This is a genomic window from Citrobacter europaeus (genome assembly GCF_037482245.1).
Taxonomy (GTDB): Bacteria; Pseudomonadota; Gammaproteobacteria; order Enterobacterales; family Enterobacteriaceae; genus Citrobacter; species Citrobacter europaeus.
On record NZ_CP148084.1, the window covers coordinates 2,418,765 to 2,436,575 of the forward strand.

Annotated in this window: 21 protein-coding genes and 1 pseudogene; 11 read left to right on the forward strand and 11 right to left on the reverse strand. The window is 52.2% G+C overall.

What is annotated here, in order from left to right:
* Positions 1-36: 36 nt before the first annotated feature.
* A complete protein-coding gene (punR, locus tag WHR59_RS11390) occupies positions 37-969 on the forward strand; it encodes a DNA-binding transcriptional activator PunR (protein WP_043016440.1) in 933 nt (310 codons plus the stop codon).
* On the opposite strand, the gene purR is transcribed toward punR, so the two are convergent.
* The gene (purR, locus tag WHR59_RS11395; protein WP_043016439.1) at positions 966-1,991 is read right to left on the reverse strand and encodes an HTH-type transcriptional repressor PurR; all 1,026 of its coding nucleotides are present in this window, start codon (positions 1,989-1,991) and stop codon (positions 966-968) included. The genes punR and purR overlap by 4 nt on opposite strands.
* 297 nt (positions 1,992-2,288) lie before the next feature.
* Between purR and cydH the strand changes: the two genes are divergently transcribed.
* Both cydH and WHR59_RS11405 read left to right on the forward strand, forming a co-directional pair.
* Positions 2,289-2,378, forward strand: coding sequence for a cytochrome bd-I accessory subunit CydH (gene cydH / locus WHR59_RS11400; RefSeq protein WP_072036634.1), 90 nt, complete (start codon positions 2,289-2,291; stop codon positions 2,376-2,378).
* Between the two features lie 175 nt (positions 2,379-2,553).
* A complete protein-coding gene (locus WHR59_RS11405) occupies positions 2,554-3,723 on the forward strand; it encodes an MFS transporter (protein WP_043016438.1) in 1,170 nt (389 codons plus the stop codon).
* Positions 3,724-3,762: 39 nt separating this feature from the next.
* Here the strand turns inward: WHR59_RS11405 and sodB are convergent, their stop codons facing one another.
* Entirely contained in the window at positions 3,763-4,344 is a 582-nt protein-coding gene (gene sodB, locus WHR59_RS11410) for a superoxide dismutase [Fe] (RefSeq protein ID WP_338844008.1), read from the reverse strand.
* A 127-nt stretch (positions 4,345-4,471) separates the two neighbouring features.
* Positions 4,472-5,302, reverse strand: a complete 831-nt coding sequence (locus tag WHR59_RS11415) for a C40 family peptidase (protein WP_043016436.1) — start codon at positions 5,300-5,302, stop codon at positions 4,472-4,474.
* Positions 5,303-5,636: 334 nt separating this feature from the next.
* Here WHR59_RS11415 and grxD point away from each other — a divergent pair, with 334 nt between their 5' ends.
* Entirely contained in the window at positions 5,637-5,984 is a 348-nt protein-coding gene (grxD, locus tag WHR59_RS11420; protein ID WP_003832760.1) for a monothiol glutaredoxin 4, read from the forward strand.
* Positions 5,985-6,037: 53 nt separating this feature from the next.
* Here the strand turns inward: grxD and rnt are convergent, their stop codons facing one another.
* From rnt to WHR59_RS11440, 4 genes are all read right to left on the reverse strand, one after another.
* Positions 6,038-6,685 (reverse strand): ribonuclease T, encoded by a 648-nt coding sequence (gene rnt, locus WHR59_RS11425; protein WP_003029200.1) that lies wholly within the window; start codon positions 6,683-6,685, stop codon positions 6,038-6,040.
* 95 nt (positions 6,686-6,780) lie between these two features.
* Positions 6,781-7,188 (reverse strand): lactoylglutathione lyase, encoded by a 408-nt coding sequence (gene gloA, locus WHR59_RS11430; RefSeq protein ID WP_043016435.1) that lies wholly within the window; start codon positions 7,186-7,188, stop codon positions 6,781-6,783.
* A 97-nt stretch (positions 7,189-7,285) separates the two neighbouring features.
* Entirely contained in the window at positions 7,286-8,383 is a 1,098-nt protein-coding gene (locus WHR59_RS11435) for an alkene reductase (protein ID WP_213731833.1), read from the reverse strand.
* A 54-nt stretch (positions 8,384-8,437) separates the two neighbouring features.
* Entirely contained in the window at positions 8,438-9,037 is a 600-nt protein-coding gene (locus WHR59_RS11440; protein ID WP_047411458.1) for a TetR/AcrR family transcriptional regulator, read from the reverse strand.
* Positions 9,038-9,138: 101 nt separating this feature from the next.
* Between WHR59_RS11440 and WHR59_RS11445 the strand changes: the two genes are divergently transcribed.
* The 3 genes from WHR59_RS11445 (at position 9,139) to sodC (ending at position 10,930) form a co-directional block, all read left to right on the forward strand.
* Positions 9,139-9,378, forward strand: coding sequence for a DUF1289 domain-containing protein (locus WHR59_RS11445; RefSeq protein WP_043016432.1), 240 nt, complete (start codon positions 9,139-9,141; stop codon positions 9,376-9,378).
* 49 nt (positions 9,379-9,427) lie between these two features.
* Entirely contained in the window at positions 9,428-10,324 is an 897-nt protein-coding gene (locus tag WHR59_RS11450; RefSeq protein WP_043016431.1) for an aldo/keto reductase, read from the forward strand.
* 81 nt (positions 10,325-10,405) lie between these two features.
* On the forward strand, positions 10,406-10,930 hold the full coding sequence (gene sodC, locus WHR59_RS11455; RefSeq protein ID WP_047411451.1) for a superoxide dismutase [Cu-Zn] SodC: 525 nt from the start codon (positions 10,406-10,408) through the stop codon (positions 10,928-10,930).
* Here the strand turns inward: sodC and WHR59_RS11460 are convergent.
* The 3 genes and pseudogenes from WHR59_RS11460 to WHR59_RS11470 form a co-directional block, all read right to left on the reverse strand.
* Positions 10,906-12,946 (reverse strand): annotated as a pseudogene (locus WHR59_RS11460) (FUSC family protein). The gene sodC and the pseudogene WHR59_RS11460 overlap by 25 nt on opposite strands.
* Positions 12,943-13,806 (reverse strand): HlyD family secretion protein, encoded by an 864-nt coding sequence (locus WHR59_RS11465; RefSeq protein WP_047411447.1) that lies wholly within the window; start codon positions 13,804-13,806, stop codon positions 12,943-12,945. The pseudogene WHR59_RS11460 and the gene WHR59_RS11465 overlap by 4 nt, the downstream one beginning before the upstream one ends.
* Positions 13,807-13,808: 2 nt before the next feature.
* Positions 13,809-14,045: a DUF1656 domain-containing protein gene (locus WHR59_RS11470; RefSeq protein ID WP_047411444.1), complete on the reverse strand. Its 237-nt coding sequence runs from the start codon at positions 14,043-14,045 to the stop codon at positions 13,809-13,811.
* Between the two features lie 192 nt (positions 14,046-14,237).
* Here WHR59_RS11470 and slyA point away from each other — a divergent pair, with 192 nt between their 5' ends.
* Positions 14,238-14,678, forward strand: coding sequence for a transcriptional regulator SlyA (slyA, locus tag WHR59_RS11475; RefSeq protein WP_043016426.1), 441 nt, complete (start codon positions 14,238-14,240; stop codon positions 14,676-14,678).
* Between the two features lie 47 nt (positions 14,679-14,725).
* Here the strand turns inward: slyA and slyB are convergent, their stop codons facing one another.
* A complete protein-coding gene (gene slyB / locus WHR59_RS11480) occupies positions 14,726-15,193 on the reverse strand; it encodes an outer membrane lipoprotein SlyB (RefSeq protein WP_003029175.1) in 468 nt (155 codons plus the stop codon).
* Positions 15,194-15,467: 274 nt separating this feature from the next.
* Here slyB and anmK point away from each other — a divergent pair, with 274 nt between their 5' ends.
* The 3 genes from anmK (at position 15,468) to pdxH (ending at position 17,721) form a co-directional block, all read left to right on the forward strand.
* Positions 15,468-16,589, forward strand: coding sequence for an anhydro-N-acetylmuramic acid kinase (gene anmK / locus WHR59_RS11485; protein ID WP_181634677.1), 1,122 nt, complete (start codon positions 15,468-15,470; stop codon positions 16,587-16,589).
* An 87-nt stretch (positions 16,590-16,676) separates the two neighbouring features.
* A complete protein-coding gene (gene mliC, locus WHR59_RS11490; RefSeq protein ID WP_087050595.1) occupies positions 16,677-17,006 on the forward strand; it encodes a C-type lysozyme inhibitor in 330 nt (109 codons plus the stop codon).
* A gap of 58 nt (positions 17,007-17,064) precedes the next feature.
* The gene (gene pdxH, locus WHR59_RS11495; protein WP_043016423.1) at positions 17,065-17,721 is read left to right on the forward strand and encodes a pyridoxamine 5'-phosphate oxidase; all 657 of its coding nucleotides are present in this window, start codon (positions 17,065-17,067) and stop codon (positions 17,719-17,721) included.
* Positions 17,722-17,811: the final 90 nt, after the last annotated feature.

A 17,811-nucleotide genomic window follows, 5' to 3' on the forward strand; every position in this document is an offset into this window, starting at 1 on the left:
TTTGCTTACTGATTTCAAATTTTTTGCAGGCAGAATATGTGGTCGGAATATTCACTTGAAGTGGTTGATGCCGTTGCGCGTAACGGCAGCTTTAGTTCTGCCGCCCAGGAGTTGCACCGTGTACCCTCCGCGGTAAGCTACACCGTACGTCAACTGGAAGAGTGGCTGGCGGTGCCGCTTTTTGAGCGGCGCCATCGGGATGTGGAATTGACGCCTGCTGGCGCATGGTTTCTTAAAGAAGGCCGCTCTGTTATCAAAAAAATGCAGATCACTCGCCAGCAATGCCAGCAAATTGCCAACGGCTGGCGCGGACAACTGGCGATCGCAGTCGATAACATTGTCCGCCCAGATCGTACCCGACAAATGATCGTCGATTTCTATCGTCATTTTGACGATGTGGAACTGTTGGTTTTCCAGGAAGTCTTTAACGGCGTCTGGGATGCGCTGTCCGATGGGCGCGTTGAACTGGCAATCGGCGCCACGCAGGCGATTCCGGTGGGGGGCCGCTATACCTTCCGTGACATGGGAATGCTGAGCTGGAGCTGCGTGGTGGCTAGCCATCATCCGTTGGCGTCAATGCCCGGGCCGCTGAGTGATGACACGTTGCGCAACTGGCCGTCACTGGTGCGTGAAGATACCTCCCGTACGTTGCCAAAGCGTATTACCTGGCTGCTGGATAACCAAAAGCGCGTTGTGGTGCCAGACTGGGAATCTTCCGCTACCTGTTTGTCTGCAGGGTTGTGCGTCGGCATGGTACCGACGCATTTTGCCAAACCGTGGATCGATAGCGGCAAATGGGTTGCGCTACAGTTGGAGAATCCATTTCCTGATGCCGCATGCTGCCTGACATGGCAACAGAACGATACGTCGCCGGCATTGAGCTGGCTGCTGGATTATTTAGGGGATAGTGAAACGTTGAACAAGGAATGGCTGCGGGAGCCAGATGAGGCCCCCGCGCAACAGGCTTAGCGGCGGTAATCGCGGAACGGGCCGTCGGCAACCGAGCGGCGTTCTACCAGACGCGGATGCACCTCGATAGATTGTGACTCTTCGCGCTTATTCACGATACGGTCTAACAACATGTTGAAGGCCGTTTCACCCAGCGAATCTTTCGGCTGGTGAATAGTCGTCAGGGCCGGCGTGAAGAAGCGGGCGTTGCGCACGTTGTCGTACCCGATGAGCGAGACATCCTGCGGTACGCGCAGTCCCATCTCGTCAGCGGCGCACAGTGCACCCATCGCCATAATATCGCCACCACAGAAGACGGCGGTCGGACGATGCGACTGTGACAAAATTTGCTGCATGGCGCGATAGCCGGACTCAGGTTCAAAATCGCCCTGCACAATCCAGTTTTCAGGCACTTTAATCAGCGCTTCTTCCATCGCTTTCATAAAACCTGCCAGACGCCCGGCTCCGGTGTTACGTTCCATTGGGCCAGGGATCACGCCAATCTCACGATGACCGCGTTCTACCAGATACCGACCTGCCATGTAACCGCCTTCGAAGGCGTTATCAATGACCGTATCGGTAAAGTCGGCTTTTGCTTCGCCCCAGTCCATGACGACCATCGGAATATGGCGATACTCTTCGAGCATCGTCAGCAGCGGCTCCGGATACTCGGAACACATCACCAGCAGACCATCAACGCGCTTTTGCGCCATCATCGACAGATAGGCCTGCTGTTTTTCGAGACTGTTCCATGCGTTACCCAGAATCAGGGTATAGCCTTTCTGGAAACAGTTTTTCTCAACGGCTTCGATAATTTCAGCGAAATAGGCCGCTTCGCTGCTGGTGGCCAACAAGCCAATAGACTTGGTGTGATTCACCTTCAGGCTGCGTGCCACTGCGCTCGGAGAATAGTGCAGCTCTTTGATCGCCGCCCAGACAGCATTACGCGTTTCTTCCGCGACAAAGCGTGTTTTGTTAATTACGTGTGATACGGTTGTAGTGGAAACGTTTGCTCGCTTCGCTACATCTTTAATTGTTGCCATTACATCTCACTCCAGACCATATCCTAAGCTCCTGAGAATACTCCAGGTAAACGTTTGCCTTAACACACCCTTAGCGCAACGTAAGGGTTGCGGCACGCCGGGAAAACGACACGGAACGTCAGGAAGGGGTCAATGGCCGGTACGCTAATCAAGTAAGCGTGGAATTTTGTCTGATCTTAACGAAAAGGGGAAGAGTTAAAAGCAGTTATCAATATAAATCGTGAGAGATTTTTGCTTTCAAGTGTGTAAAAATGCGCAATATCACTTTTTGTGTGGGAATAAAAAGGAGAAAACTTGATGAGCACCGATCTGAAATTTTCGTTAGTAACTACCATTATTGTTCTGGGCTTGATCGTCGCGAGTGGCCTGACCGCAGCGCTGCATTGATTTCCCCGAGGGAGTTAATTCTCCCTCATCCTTTCCGCTGGCTTTTCCCCTCTATTGTTTGCGAATAAGCAAAAGTCTTTTGCAGTTTTGTTAACTTTATTAATTTTGCGATCAATGTCATGCTTTTGACTCTTATTTTATGTCGCGCCATGGCTCGACGTTACGGAGTCGCAATATGAAACTCAATTATCCATTACTGGCGCTGGCGATCGGCGCGTTTGGCATTGGTACCACCGAATTTTCGCCAATGGGATTATTGCCCGTCATAGCCAAAGGTGTGGATGTCTCGATTCCGGCGGCCGGCATGTTGATCAGCGCGTATGCGGTTGGCGTAATGGTGGGCGCTCCGCTGATGACATTATTGCTGTCTCATCGTGCGCGACGTAATGCGTTGATATTCCTGATGGCGATTTTTACGCTGGGTAACGTGCTCTCGGCTATCTCACCGGATTACACCACGCTGATGTTATCGCGTATTTTGACCAGTCTGAATCACGGGGCATTTTTTGGTCTTGGCTCTGTGGTTGCTGCAAGCGTGGTACCCAAACATAAGCAGGCCAGCGCCGTGGCAACCATGTTTATGGGGTTAACCATTGCCAATATTGGCGGAGTTCCGGCGGCAACCTGGCTTGGTGAAACCATCGGCTGGCGCATGTCGTTTATGGCAACGGCGGGTCTTGGGGTCATCGCGATGGTCAGCCTGTTCTTCTCATTACCCAAAGGTGGGGCAGGAGAGCGCCCGGATGTCCGTAGTGAACTGGCGGTACTTATGCGCCCGCAGGTGCTGTCGGCACTGCTGACGACCGTTCTGGGCGCCGGGGCGATGTTCACGCTTTATACCTACATCTCACCGGTGTTGCATACTATCACCCATGCCACACCGGCATTTGTCACCGGTATGCTGGTGCTGATAGGCGTTGGCTTCTCGATCGGTAACTACTTTGGCGGCAAACTGGCTGACCGTTCAGTGAACGGTACGCTGAAAGGTTTTTTACTGCTGTTGATGGTTATTATGCTGGCCATTCCTTTGCTTGCGCGAAATGAGCTGGGCGCGGCGGTCAGTATGGTGGTCTGGGGCGCGGCGACGTTTGCCGTCGTTCCACCGTTGCAGATGCGTGTGATGCGCGTTGCCAGCGAAGCGCCTGGATTATCGTCGTCAGTCAATATTGGCGCATTTAACCTGGGGAACGCACTGGGTGCCGCAGCCGGTGGGGCGGTGATTTCCGGTGGTTTAGGCTACAGTTTTGTGCCGGTGATGGGGGCGATTGTGGCGGGGCTTGCGCTGCTGCTGGTCTTTATCTCGGCGCGGAAACAGCCTGAAGAGGTCTGTACTGCCACTCATTAAAACTAAAACGCAGAAGGGGTTCCCTTCTGCGTTATCTTTTTATGCTGCGAAGTTCTTCGCAACAAATTCCCAGTTCACCAGCGCCCAGAAGTGCTCCAGGTAACCAGGACGGGCATTGCGATAATCGATGTAGTAGGCGTGTTCCCATACGTCAACGGTCATCAGCGTCGTCGCGTCGGTGGTCAGCGGAGTACCCGCGTTGGAGGTGGAAACGATAGCCAGTTTGCCATCCGTTCCTTTAACCAGCCAGGTCCAGCCAGAACCGAAGTTTTTGATAGCGGCGTCGGTGAACTGCGCTTTGAAATCCGCAAAGCTGCCAAAGGAGGCGACAATTGCCTCGGCCAGTTTACCGGTTGGTTCGCCACCTGCGTTCGGTGCCAGGCAGTTCCAGTAGAACGTGTGGTTCCAGACCTGTGCTGCGTTATTGAAGACACCACCTTCAGAGCTACGTACGATCTCTTCCAGTGATTTACCTTCAAACGCAGTGCCTTTAATCAGGTTGTTCAGATTGGTCACGTAGGTTTGATGGTGTTTGCCATAGTGGTATTCCAGCGTTTCGGCAGAAATATGCGGTGCCAGAGCATCTTTGGCATACGGTAATGCAGGTAATTCAAACGACATTGCTTCTCTCCTTATTATTTATATTGAGTACACACAATAGCCTCATTGTGAGTAAGGATAGGGTAGCAAATTGAAAGGTTATGCAAAAGAAGAACTTACCCTACAGCATGTTCTGTAGGGTAAGTTTTTAGCGAATTGTTTTTGGCGTCATTACCCGACGAGCGCCCACATAGTGGCGCTGCCAGTAATCTTCACTCAGAGAGGTGATTTGAATTTCCTGCCCGCTTCGCGGTGACTGAATAAACTTACCGTTGCCAACATACACGCCAACGTGATCGGCGGTTCCGCGACCCTGGGTACGGAAAAAGACCAGATCGCCATTTTTCAGTTCGCCACGTTCGATCGGCGCGGCATCGCGCAGGTGATACATTTCGTTCGCGGTACGCGGAATGCGGAATTTCACCAGATCTTTATAGGCGTAATAGACCAGTCCGCTGCAGTCAAACCCGGTTCTTGGTGAGGTGCCGCCCCAGCGATAAGGTTTGCCGATTTGGTTCATCAAGGTAGACATGGCGGTTTTAGTCGCTTTCTGCACTTTCACTTTATGCGCGTCAGCAAGCGTCGTTGGGGTGGTGGTTTTCACCTTCACACAGCGCGGCTTATGGCCTTTGCGCGGTGTGCATTTTTCAGTCCAGGTAACGGCAGCAGTTTGTGCTGCGGCAGTTTTACCACGACGATTTACAGTTTTAGTCGACTTTGCCGGAGCGGCTGTGCGTTTTTTTGAAGAGGAAGCGGTTTTGGTGCTGGTTTTACTGGTGGTCTTTGTCGCCGTTTTCTTGCTGGTCTTTGTTGTTTTTTGGCTGGCTGTAGCGCTTTTCTTTTTATCTACCGTTTTGATGGTGTGAGAATTGGTAGGTGTCGTCCTGGCCTGCTTGGAAGCATGAGCCATAGGCGTAAAGGGCAGTGTAGTAAAAAGTAAAGCACAGAGCGTGATCGAGATTCGGTTTATCCGCGCCACTGAGCAGTCCTCTGGTAAGGCAGGTCTATCGTGCCTGCGTGTGATTTTCAAAACTTGATGATTCTAATCTATAGAAAGAGGGAAAGTTAATAGCTTTTTTTGTTTAAACTTATGTTTCGTAACCGACCGCAAAAAAAAACAGCAATTAACGTAGGAGTTGGTGAACGGATAATCAAATCCACAGCCTTTAAAGGGATAAATGAGATTGTGAATGCAACTTTTAGCGTCAGGGGATAAAATAATAACGCGTAATGAAAATGTTATTTTCCGTTGCCTGTCTGACCCGCTACAATGTCAGACTACTGCCGTAAAAGAAGTTTAAGGAAGCAAGATAATGAGCACCACTATCGAAAAAATCCAGCGCCAGATCGCTGAAAACCCGATTCTCCTGTACATGAAAGGTTCCCCTAAACTGCCAAGCTGCGGTTTCTCCGCACAGGCTGTGCAGGCGCTGTCCGCCTGTGGTGAACGCTTTGCTTATGTTGATATTCTGCAGAACCCAGATATTCGCGCCGAGCTGCCGAAATACGCAAACTGGCCGACCTTCCCGCAACTGTGGGTTGACGGCGAGCTGGTTGGCGGCTGTGACATTTTGATCGAAATGTACCAGCGCGGTGAGTTGCAGCAGCTGATTAAAGAAACAGCGGCGAAATACAAAACTGAAGAGCCGGACGCTGAGTAATATCAGCAGAAGTAAAAAAGCGACCTGAAATGGTCGCTTTTTTTATGTCGCCGTTACGCTTCTTCAGGTACGGGAAGAGGCCAGCCGCCGAGACGTTTCCAGCGGTTAACGATTTCACAAAACAGCACGGCAGTACGTTCGGTATCATACAGCGCCGAGTGCGCCTGATTCCCGTCAAATTCCATTCCCGCCGCCAGACACGCTTTTGACAACACCGTCTGTCCCAGTGACAGGCCGCTTAATGCCGCCGTATCAAAGGTGACAAACGGATGAAACGGATTACGTTTCAGCGAGGCGCGTTCTGCTGCAGCCATCATGAAACTGTGGTCGAACGTAGCGTTGTGCGCCACCATGATCGCCCGATTGCAGCCGCTGTCTTTAATGCCTTTACGCACCATTTTGAAGATGGCATGCAGAGCGTCATATTCGCTGACCGCGCCGCGTAGCGGATTGTTAGGGTCAATACCGTTAAAGGCGAGGGCCTCCGGCTGCAAATTCGCGCCTTCAAACGGCTCTACGTGGAAATGTAACGTCGTGTCCGGCATCAGCCAGCCTTGTTCATCCATTTTCAGTGTGATGGCTGCGATCTCAAGCAGCGCATCGGTTTTGGCATTAAACCCTGCGGTTTCGACATCAATGACGACAGGATAAAAACCACGAAAACGGTCACACAGACCGGAAAGTTGAGCGTTATCGGACATCTGGGTCTCTTAATACGGGAAAATTGCAGCGCGTATTATGGCAAAATGATGAGTATAAAACTACGGGCACAGACGATCTGTGCCCGAGGGGGAGGTTAGTCGCCCAGGCCGCGCCCGGCGTCTTTCTCTTCGATCAGCTCAATTTTGTAACCGTCGGGATCTTCAACGAACGCGATCACTGTGGAGCCGCCTTTTACCGGACCTGCTTCACGCGTAACGTTACCGCCATTCTGGCGAATGCGTTCACACGCCTCGGCTGCGTTGTCTACGCTCAGAGCGATATGGCCGTAGGCGGTGCCCAGCTCATACTTGTCGACACCCCAGTTATAGGTCAATTCGATCACGGCTTCACTGGTTTCAGGGCCGTAACCGACAAAGGCCAGAGAATATTTGTATTCAGGGTTTTCGCTGGTCCGCAGCAGTTTCATGCCCAGCACGTTGGTATAAAACTCGATGGAACGCTGCAGGTCACCCACGCGCAGCATGGTATGAAGTAAACGCATCTTTTTCCCCTTCGAAAATGGCTAATACATTCAAAATGTTGTTTTAGTATAGCGGCGTTGTTACGCCGCTATCAATGGCAGAACGGAGATTGTGACGTTAGAGGGTAGGATAATCGGTGTAACCTTCCGCGCCGCCGCCGTAGAAGCTTTCGGCACGTTGCGGATTCAGCTCAGCTTTACGCTGCAGGCGAGCCACCAGATCCGGGTTAGCGATATAGGCGCGACCAAAAGCAACGGCGTCGATCAGGCCTTTCTCGATCAGCGCTTCTGCTTTTTCAGGCGTGTAGGCGCCCGCGCCAATGATCGGGCCGTGGAAACGTGCGCGAACTTTTTCGCGGAACGCGTCGGAATACGGCTCGCCACCGGCCCAGTCTGGTTCAGACATGTGCAGGTAAGCAATTCCGCGTTTGCCCAGTTGTTCAATCAGATACAGCGCATCAGCTTCTTCGTTTGGGCCGTTGTCAACGTTCTGGAAAGAGCCAATCGGGGAGACGCGAATACCAATACGATCGGCGCCCCATTCCTTAATTCCTGCATCGACAACTTCCAGCACCAGCCGCGCACGATTTTCGACGCTGCCGCCGTATTGATCGGTACGCTGGTTTGACGTTGGTGACAGGAACTGGTGCAGCAGGTAGCCGTGAGCGGAGTGCAGTTCAACCATGTCGAAACCCGCTTCGCGTGCATTGGCAATAGCCTGACGGAAGTCATTAACGATGCCCGGAATTTCTTCGGTTTCCAGTGCGCGTGGCATTGAAGTATCGGCACGCGTTGCCAGACCGTTTTCATCGCGAAGAGAGGTGCGGGTACCGGCGCTAATCGCAGAAGGTGCAACCGGTGCCTGACCGTTTGGCTGCAGACTGGCGTGAGAAATACGCCCAGTGTGCCACAACTGGACAGCAATATGGCCTTGCTCCGCGTGTACGGCCGCGGTGATTTTCTTCCATGCGTCGATTTGCGCTTCGCTGTGTATGCCGGGTGCCCCTGCATAGCCTTTCGCCTGTGCGGAGATCTGCGTCGCTTCGCTGATGATAAGACCTGCGCTGGCGCGTTGACGGTAATACTCGACCATTAGCGGAGTAGGGATGTCGCCAGGCTCAATACTGCGCAGACGCGTCAATGGCGCCATGAATACGCGGTTTGCTGCCGTAATGGCACCCACCTTCAGCGGGGAAAACAGTTTTTCAGATGACATGTGATACTCCTGAATAGACCGGTCGTCTAGTAATAAAAGAAATAAAAACGCCTGTTAAACGGCAGGCGTTGTGATGATGGTTTTAACGTGTGCCAGCGCATTTTCCAGCGGGGTGGCGCTACGAGAAATCTTGGCCTGCAAATTGGCGCCCAGCCATAGCGCATACAACACTTGCGCCTGCTGTAACGGCTCGCCAACAAAGGACAGACAATGGTTTGCCTGACCTTTCTCCAGCGCCTGCGCTAACAGCACAATAATGTGCCGCGCGCCTTTATCCATCGCGGTGCGCATATCCTCTGAGAGATCGCACACTTCGGCAGACAGTTTTACAGTTAAACAGCCGCTAATAATGCCGTGCTGGCTAAACTGGTTCAGGGTTTCCTGATAGTAGGCCAGAATACGGTCGCGGTAGTTACCCGCCCCCGAATCAAAGTGCGTAGCCAGTCGCTGATGGTAGGCCGCATAGTGGCGTTCCAGCATCGCCACACCGAACGCTTCTTTGGAGCGAAAATAGTGATAAAACGAACCTTTGGGCACTTCAGCGGTTTTCAGTAATTCGCTTAAGCCCATGCCGGTGAAGCCGCGCTGCATACACAGCAGCTCGCCAGTCGCCAGAAGATGTTCGCGTGTATCGTGTTCAGTGATTTTGTTCATGGAAACGAGTGTAATAGACCAGTCGGTCTAATGCAATAGCGCTTGCGAGAAATTCAGTTAACGTCTTCAATAGGTATATCAATCTTATTAAAGGAGGGGATGTGGCCGAACAGCTGGAGTTTTTCCCCGTCCAGAGCCCATGCCGTGGAATATGTCAGTCTGACGAACGCGGTTTTTGTCGTGGCTGTTTTCGCAGTCGGGATGAGCGTTTTAACTGGCAAAATATGAGCGATGCCCAGAAGCAGGAAGTGCTGCGGCTATGTCGTCAGCGACTGATGCGTAAATTACGAGCAAACAAAGCCAATCCTTCGGAAGAACCGCAACAACCTTCACTCTTTTAAAAGCGTAATTGCGTATACTCGATGCACATTCACTTATAAGGAAGCTGCTATGGTTCAGCGTATTACTATTGCGCCGCAAGGTCCGGAATTTTCTCGCTTTGTGATGGGTTACTGGCGCCTGATGGACTGGAATATGTCCCCGCGCCAGCTAGTCAGCTTTATTGAAGAACATCTGGATTTGGGCGTTACCACCGTCGATCACGCCGATATTTACGGCGGATACCAGTGTGAGGCGGCGTTTGGCGAGGCAATGAAGCTGGCTCCGCACCTGCGTGAAAAAATGCAAATTGTGACCAAATGCGGGATCGCGACGACGGCGCGCGCGGAAAATGCGCTGGGTCATTACATCACCGACAGCGCGCACATTATTGCCAGTGCGGAAGAGTCGTTGAAGTTGCTGGCGACCGATCATATTGATTTGCTGCTGATCCACCGCCCCGATCCGCTTATGGATGCAGATGATGTAGCTGATGCATTTAAAAAATTGCACCACAGCGGCAAAGTGCGTCACTTTGGCGTCTCTAACTTTACCCCGGCGCAGTTCTCACTGCTGCAATCGCGTCTGCCGTTTACTCTGGCAACCAATCAGGTTGAGATTTCACCAGTACATCAGCCGCTCCTGCTGGATGGTACTTTAGATCAATTGCAACAGCTGCGCATTCGTCCGATGGCCTGGTCCTGCCTTGGCGGTGGTCGTCTGTTTAATGACGATGCCTTTCAGCCATTACGTAATGAACTTGCCGCGATCGCAGAAGAGCTGAACGCGCAGTCCATTGAACAAGTGGTGTACGCCTGGATTTTACGGTTACCGTCTCAGCCGCTGCCGATTATTGGCTCAGGGAAAATAGAGCGCGTACGTACCGCCATTGAGTCTGAGTCACTGAACATGTCTCGCCAGCAATGGTTCCGTATCCGTAAAGCCGCGCTGGGTTACGACGTACCTTAATCGCGTTTTTGATGCTTCTCCGCTCAAAATTGTGTCACTGGTTTACACTTAACAATCAGACACCTTTTGGATGGAGGTCTTATGAAGCGTTTGAGTTTGGCCATTATCACTTTACTGGCCTGTGCAGGTGCGCAGGCTGCCAGTGAAGAAAAAGTGACGATGAATCTGGTAACGTCGCAAGGCGTCGGTCAGGCGATTGGTACGGTCACTATTGCTGAAACCGGGAAGGGGCTGGAGTTTACGCCCGATCTGAAAGCCCTGCCGCCGGGTGAACATGGCTTCCATGTGCATGCGAACGGCAGTTGCCAACCGGCTATTAAAGACGGGAAAGCCTCAGCCGCGGAATCGGCTGGAGGCCATTATGATCCGCACCAAACCGGCAAGCATGAAGGCCCCGAAGGCGCAGGCCATATGGGCGACCTGCCACTGCTGGTGGTGAATAACGACGGTATCGCTACAACACCCGTTGTTGCGCCGCGGTTGAAAACGCTCGATGAGGTTAAAGGCAAAGCGCTGATGATCCATGTGGGCGGCGATAATATGTCCGATCAGCCGAAACCGCTTGGTGGTGGCGGAGCGCGCTACGCCTGTGGTGTTATCAAATAATCAGTTGCTTAGCGTACCCGGCGGCGGCGCTTGTTCAAGCTGCGAAAGCGAGCAGTGTAGCCGCCAGACCAATGCCGACAGTTCCTGCGCAGCAGGTTGATGATGATGGGCAAGCGTATCGCAGATGCGCTGTAGCTCACTCAGCGTGGCATTCAGCGGACGTTGCTGAACGCCGCGTTCACTCATCACGTCGCGAAGCAGTGAGATACACACGTCCCTGACGCGAGCCAGCGGATCTGAACGCGCCTCCCAGGTGCGCAGTTGCCACACCACGTGCGAACAGTTCAGCAAGACAACCCCCCAGCGCAATAACCAGCGTCGCGCCAGCGCATCCTGACTGTTACTGAGCTGGCTGACATGATGATAGGTCAGCGACTCAAATTCGTTTTCACTGAGTGATGGATGTCGGCTGAGCTGATCGACAAAATCCCGGCGCAGGGCGCGAATATGGCGGCGACTTTTCCGCGCATCCGATCCGGGACGCAAAATGGCGAAGGCCAGCCATGACAGCGCCACGCCAGCGATTTTTGCCATATTGTCATTCAGGAAACCAGCAAAATCGTAAACCGGTGGATTGGTCACCGCGATAAACGATCCCATAAACACGATCAACTGTCCCCAAAGACCTGCCAGAGCAGGCATTTGCAGCTTCAGAAGTTGCATGGTGGCGAGTAGCGGGAAAAGAAACAGAATGAATTGCCAGAGGTCAGAGATTTGCACCATCAGGCCAAACTTAACCACAAAGCTAAACAGCGACAGCAGAACCAGCGTGCGCATCAGTAAAGAAAGCGACTTGAAAGGCGTGGCAACGGCGGAATACAGCACGCTGCTGATGGCCGCGAGCGTGAGTGCGCCAGATCCTGATTCCCATTGTGCGCCAATGCTCCATGCGCCGATAAGCATCAACGTGCAGAACGTACGCAACCCGCTCCAGATAGCTTCCGCACTATCGGTATGACGGGCAAGTCCTGGTGTGCGGGCGATATTTATACGTTCGGCGGTAACGCCATTTTCCAGCAAATGCAGATACTGACTGCTGCGTAAATAGAGCCGACAAAAATAACGCAGTCGTTGCCAGAAGGCGACATGTCGATAGTCACGGGCATCGACGGGCCGCAGTGGAGCGATAATTCGTGCAACGGTGTAGCTGTCGGTATTGGATTTGACCAGCTCGCTGAGTAATTGTTCGATGATATCCCGGGTATTGGCCGGGGGATTAGGCCAGTTCAGCAGCATCCTGCGCAGACTAGAAATTACGCTGGTCATGCGCAACTGCTGGTGCAACAGCGAATTGAGCAACGCATTTTGACGGCGAAAACGGTAATGACTCCAGAATGCCTGAATTCGTAGCAGGTTCATGGTCAAAATCTGGCCAATGACACCTTCATGAGCCGTGCGAATGGCATCCGTTGTCTCAGGTTGCCAGAGTAAGCTGGCATGTTCCAGTAAACGCGAATGCATGTTTTTCAGCGCAGTCAGTAACGCGGTGCCATCGGAAGTGCTGGGCAGGATCATCATCATCACGCCACCGCACAGGATACCGAGGATAACCTCGCATACGCGGGCCTGCGCGATGTCCCATAGCTGGGTAATCTCCACGGTATTGACCATGTGAAATGCGATGATCGCCGCCGTATAACCTGCCAATTGAAAAGCGTAGGCGACGTTATTGGTGAAATGCGCGCAGGCCCAGGTACAAAAAGCGATCCACACCGACATACAAAGTAAAAACAGCCATGGTTCATTGAGGGTATGACCGGCGATAATCAACGCGGCGGTGGCGCCAAGCAAGCTACCCGCCATGCGACCCAGGCTTTTGCTGATAACACCGCCGACGGTAGGAAAACTGACCACGGCCGCCGAGGTCATCGCCCAGTAGGGCTCATCCAGATTCAGATAATAGGCAAACGTCAACGCCAGACACATGGCAATGGTATTTCGCAGCGCGTAACGCCACTGCGCTGCTGTGGCTTTGAACCACGGCCAATTGCCTGGCGTCAGGAGGGGCAGTTTCATTTACGCGGGCCGACAGACACGCTGCAGGTCGTACCAGAAACCAGCGTGACATCATGCGGTAGCGCGTCGAATTCGATGCGTACCGGAACACGCTGCGCCAGACGCACCCACGGCACGTTAGGTTTGATGTCGGGAATCAGGCCGGAATCACTTTCCACGCTTTGATCGTAGATAGCGCGACCAATACTGGAGACGTGACCCTGTAACTTAATATTGCCGCTGTAGAGCGTGATAACCGCAGGCGCACCTTCACGAATGTGGCGCAGCTTGGTTTCTTCAAAATATCCCATCACATAAAAAGAGTGGCTGTCGACAAGGGCAAACAAGGGCTTACCGGTTGAGGCATAGTCTCCGGTACGGGTAGAAAGATTGGTAACCCAACCCGCCACGGGCGCTTTGACCACCGTTTGCGTCAGTTGCCATTGTGCCTGGCGCAGACTGGCCTCGGCTGCTTCAACGCTGGCCTGCATGGCTTTCACATTGAGATTAGCGGTATCCAGATCTTCGGCTGAGATGTAATTTTGCGATAAATGGCGGCGTCGGTTGGCCTCGTTATTGGCTTTCGCCAGGTCGGACTGAGCTTTCGCCAGCTGCGCTTGCGCATTCAGTTCAGCAATGTGAAACGGCGTCTTGTCGATGATAAAAAGCACATCGCCTTTATTCACGAACTGGTTATCTTTTATATTGAGTTCGCTAATGCTGCCTGAGACCTGCGGCGTGATGCTAACCTGCTCAGCACGCACTTTACCGTCACGCGTCCAGGGCGACTGCATATAGTAATTCCACATCCACCATCCGGCGAAAACTGCGATTGCAGCGACTATAATGGTGGAGAAGTATTTAACGGTTTTAAGCGACATAATCACCACGCAATCAGCATTACAAAGGCCAGACATACGCAAAGCGTAAAGAGTGACAGATCCATTAACAGGGGATGCCAGATCTCACCGGAATAAATCCAGTCGCGCAGCAGGCGATGGACAACCAGCCAGAGAAGGAATCCTGCTACAAACGCCTTGAAAACAGGGGGGAAATAAACAGACGCTCCGATCATTAAATCTTGTAGGGGCAATCCTGTTGCATTAAACATAAACTTCACGGGCAAAATCCTTGGCGGAAGAGAGCATTGCTATAGGTTTAGCAAAAAAGAGACAATGAGTCTCTGTAACGCATAATGTCTGAAAAAATGTCAGCCGGTAAGCAAATTTGGCAATACATTTGTTTTGGCAATACAAATGCTGCACACTATTCTAAAATCAGCACAATAACTTAGCAAGCTAATTATAAGGAGATGAAATTGGAATCGCCATTAGGTTCTGATCTGGCACGGTTGGTGCGCATTTGGCGTGCTCTGATTGACCATCGCCTGAAACCTCTGGAGTTGACGCAGACGCATTGGGTTACGCTGCACAACATTCATCAATTGCCGCCTGATCAATCGCAGATTCAGTTGGCTAAAGCAATTGGCATCGAGCAGCCTTCGTTAGTTCGTACGCTTGACCAACTGGAAGAAAAGGGACTCATTTCACGACAGACTTGCGCCAGCGATCGTCGGGCAAAGAGAATTAAACTGACAGAAAAAGCAGAGCCGCTGATTGCTGATATGGAAGCGGTTATCAACAAGACGCGTGGAGAAATTTTGGAAGGGATTTCAGCTGAGGAAATTGATCTGCTGATTAAACTGGTCGCCAGACTGGAACACAATATTATTGAGCTGCAGTCACAGAGCTGAAGCGCAAAGATGACGTGTGGCCAGGGTCTGACCACACGTGAATTTGATTATCGTGGAGACACGGTAACCTGGCTGCCGTTGTTAGCCATAACAACGCGCTGGCCGGCGGAGAACTTGGTCGCACCCTGTTTCTGAACCACCATGATGGTATTACCGTCGTCCTTACGGATTTCCAGTTCCACACCCTGGGTTTTATTCATCGCACCTTGTACGCCTTGACCCGCTACGCCACCGGCAACTGCGCCAGCAGCCGTGGCTAACGAACGACCGGTACCGCCGCCGACGGTGTTACCAAGGAACCCGCCGAGTACCGCACCACCGATTGCGCCAATCACGTTTGCGTCATCGCCACCCTGGATTTGCACCGGACGAACATGAACAATCGTACCGTAGGTAACGTTCTGAACTTGTTTCGCTTCGGATGCAGTATAGACGTCGCCTGAGAGGCTATCATTGTTAACGCAGCCCGCTAAAGATACGCCCATTAATGAAACAATCAGCACACGTTTAATCATTTACAAATCTCCTTTGTCACCACGAAACGCTAATTAAGCACTCTTCATGGCTAAATTATATGGCATTTGTGAGCCTAAGGTCACATGTTCTACTGGAACAATATGAAAATCTTAACCGAAATCGGATATACCGAGTATAAACGAATCATTCATATAATTGATGTAATAAAGCGTCCAGTGTAATGATTAGGCATTAAAAATCATTAAGGAAGCATGGCATTAGTCGGCACTTTATGGTTGAGTGTCAAGGCTAATTTGCTTAAAAGGATGACATATGAAATCGGGCCGTTTTATCGGTGTAATGTCTGGAACCAGCCTTGATGGCGTCGATGTTGTGCTGGCGACGATAGATGAAACGATGGTTGCGCAGCAGGCGAGTCTGACCTGGCCTATCCCCCTCCATATAAAGCAGGCGATTCTGGATATCTGCCAGGGCCAGCAGCTTACGCTATCGCAGTTTGGCCAATTGGATGCGCAGCTCGGTTATCTGTTTGCCGAGGCGGTGAATGCGCTGCTGGCACAGGAAAAATTGAAGCCGCAGGAGATCGTCGCGATTGGCTGTCATGGGCAAACCGTGTGGCATGAACCCACGGGACGCGCACCGCATACGCTGCAAATTGGCGACAACAATCAGATCGTCGCGCGAACCGGCATCACCGTGGTTGGCGATTTTCGCCGTCGCGATATCGCCCTCGGCGGGCAGGGCGCGCCGCTGGTTCCCGCTTTTCATCAGGCGCTGTTGGCACATCCAACGGAACGACGGATGGTGCTGAACATTGGCGGAATTGCCAATCTGTCTCTGCTTATTCCGCAGCAGCCCGTTCGCGGCTACGACACCGGGCCGGGTAATATGCTGATGGATGCCTGGATCTGGCGGCAATGCGGTCAACCCTACGACAAAGATGCGCAGTGGGCCAATTCGGGAACGGTGATCTTGCCTTTATTGCAAAATATGCTGAACGATCCGTATTTTTCTGCGCCTGCGCCGAAAAGCACAGGCCGCGAGTATTTTAATTATGGTTGGATAGAACGTCATCTGGCGCATTTCCCGGGAATAAGTCCGCGCGATGTGCAGGCGACGCTTGCCGAACTGACGGCGGTCACCATTTCCGAGCAAGTCCTGTTGAGCGGCGGTTGTGAACGGCTAATGGTATGCGGTGGTGGAAGCCGTAATCCGCTGCTGATGATGCGTCTGGCGGCATTATTGCCGGGTACAGAGGTCACCTCAACCGATGAGGCCGGGATTAGCGGCGATGATATGGAAGCGTTAGCCTTTGCCTGGCTGGCGTGGCGCACGCTGGCGGGATTACCGGGAAATTTACCTTCCGTGACCGGTGCGTCAGAACCGAGCGTTTTAGGGGCAATTTATCCTGCTAACCTGCGAACTCAGAGTTAACTGAAATTATTCAGCGCCATATGCCGGTAAACTCGGGATATTAGGGAGGGTGCCATTACCCTCCTGGACCAGGAAAGTCTTCAGGATATGGCTATGAAAAAACTGTTATTAGTGTGTCTGCCGGTACTGCTTAGCGGATGTAGCGTGTACAACCAATTTGTCGAGCGTATGCAAACGGATACGCTGGAATACCGCTGTGACGAAAAACCGCTTACCGTCAAGCTGAACAATACCCGCCAGGAGGCGAGTTTTGTTTATGATAATCAGCTATTGAACCTCAAACAGGGCGTGTCAGCATCAGGCGCGCGCTATACCGATGGTATTTACGTCTTCTGGTCTAAAGGCGACGAGGCAACGGTCTATAAACGAGACAGAATTGTGCTAAATAACTGTCAGTTACAGAACCCGAAGCGTTGAGATTTTCACCTGGGCGGCGCACAATAGCGTCACCCACTGACAATCCGTAGCCAACATCATGTCTGATAACGACGAATTGCAGCAAATCGCGCATCTGCGCCGTGAATACACGAAAGGCGGCCTTCGCCGCCGCGATCTTCCCGCCGAACCCCTTGCGCTGTTTGAGCGCTGGCTCGGGCAAGCCTGTGACGCCAAACTGGCCGATCCTACCGCAATGGTCGTTGCGACCGTTGATGAAAATGGCCAGCCTTATCAGCGTATCGTGTTGCTCAAACATTATGATGATAAAGGTCTGGTGTTCTATACCAATCTCGGCAGCCGCAAGGCGCACCAGATCGAGAAAAATCCCCGTATCAGCCTCTTATTCCCATGGCACATGCTGGAACGGCAGGTGATGGTGATCGGCAAGGCTGAGCGTCTTTCCACACTCGAAGTGGTGAAATACTTCCACAGTCGCCCACGCGACAGCCAGATTGGCGCCTGGGTATCTAAGCAATCCAGCCGAATCTCCGCTCGCGGTATTCTCGAAAGCAAATTCCTCGAACTGAAGCAGAAGTTCCAGCAAGGGGAAGTACCACTGCCCAGTTTCTGGGGCGGCTTTCGCGTGAGTATTGAGCAAATGGAATTCTGGCAGGGTGGTGAAAACCGTCTGCACGATCGTTTTTTATACCAACGCGAAGATAACGCGTGGAAAATTGATCGCCTTGCCCCCTAAAGATGCAAATTTCTTGTTTTAAGCGCTGGTGCTGAACAATCCGGCGCTTTATTCTATGTTTCTTTCGCATCAGGCGAAAAGTCGTGTACC

What these genes read in the sequence shown, in the direction of transcription:
- rnt (WP_003029200.1), bottom strand. Translation starts at nt 6,685, where the DNA reads ATGTCCGATAACGCTCAACTTTCCGGTCTGTGTGACCGTTTTCGTGGT.
- sodB (WP_338844008.1), bottom strand. Translation starts at nt 4,344, where the DNA reads ATGTCGTTTGAATTACCTGCATTACCGTATGCCAAAGATGCTCTGGCA.
- WHR59_RS11405 (WP_043016438.1), top strand. Translation starts at nt 2,554, where the DNA reads ATGAAACTCAATTATCCATTACTGGCGCTGGCGATCGGCGCGTTTGGC.
- punR (WP_043016440.1), top strand. Translation starts at nt 37, where the DNA reads ATGTGGTCGGAATATTCACTTGAAGTGGTTGATGCCGTTGCGCGTAAC.
- WHR59_RS11440 (WP_047411458.1), bottom strand. Translation starts at nt 9,037, where the DNA reads ATGAACAAAATCACTGAACACGATACACGCGAACATCTTCTGGCGACT.
- WHR59_RS11450 (WP_043016431.1), top strand. Translation starts at nt 9,428, where the DNA reads ATGGTTCAGCGTATTACTATTGCGCCGCAAGGTCCGGAATTTTCTCGC.
- grxD (WP_003832760.1), top strand. Translation starts at nt 5,637, where the DNA reads ATGAGCACCACTATCGAAAAAATCCAGCGCCAGATCGCTGAAAACCCG.
- WHR59_RS11465 (WP_047411447.1), bottom strand. Translation starts at nt 13,806, where the DNA reads ATGTCGCTTAAAACCGTTAAATACTTCTCCACCATTATAGTCGCTGCA.
- anmK (WP_181634677.1), top strand. Translation starts at nt 15,468, where the DNA reads ATGAAATCGGGCCGTTTTATCGGTGTAATGTCTGGAACCAGCCTTGAT.
- mliC (WP_087050595.1), top strand. Translation starts at nt 16,677, where the DNA reads ATGGCTATGAAAAAACTGTTATTAGTGTGTCTGCCGGTACTGCTTAGC.
- WHR59_RS11435 (WP_213731833.1), bottom strand. Translation starts at nt 8,383, where the DNA reads ATGTCATCTGAAAAACTGTTTTCCCCGCTGAAGGTGGGTGCCATTACG.
- pdxH (WP_043016423.1), top strand. Translation starts at nt 17,065, where the DNA reads ATGTCTGATAACGACGAATTGCAGCAAATCGCGCATCTGCGCCGTGAA.
- slyB (WP_003029175.1), bottom strand. Translation starts at nt 15,193, where the DNA reads ATGATTAAACGTGTGCTGATTGTTTCATTAATGGGCGTATCTTTAGCG.
- gloA (WP_043016435.1), bottom strand. Translation starts at nt 7,188, where the DNA reads ATGCGTTTACTTCATACCATGCTGCGCGTGGGTGACCTGCAGCGTTCC.
- purR (WP_043016439.1), bottom strand. Translation starts at nt 1,991, where the DNA reads ATGGCAACAATTAAAGATGTAGCGAAGCGAGCAAACGTTTCCACTACA.
- slyA (WP_043016426.1), top strand. Translation starts at nt 14,238, where the DNA reads ATGAAATTGGAATCGCCATTAGGTTCTGATCTGGCACGGTTGGTGCGC.
- sodC (WP_047411451.1), top strand. Translation starts at nt 10,406, where the DNA reads ATGAAGCGTTTGAGTTTGGCCATTATCACTTTACTGGCCTGTGCAGGT.
- cydH (WP_072036634.1), top strand. Translation starts at nt 2,289, where the DNA reads ATGAGCACCGATCTGAAATTTTCGTTAGTAACTACCATTATTGTTCTG.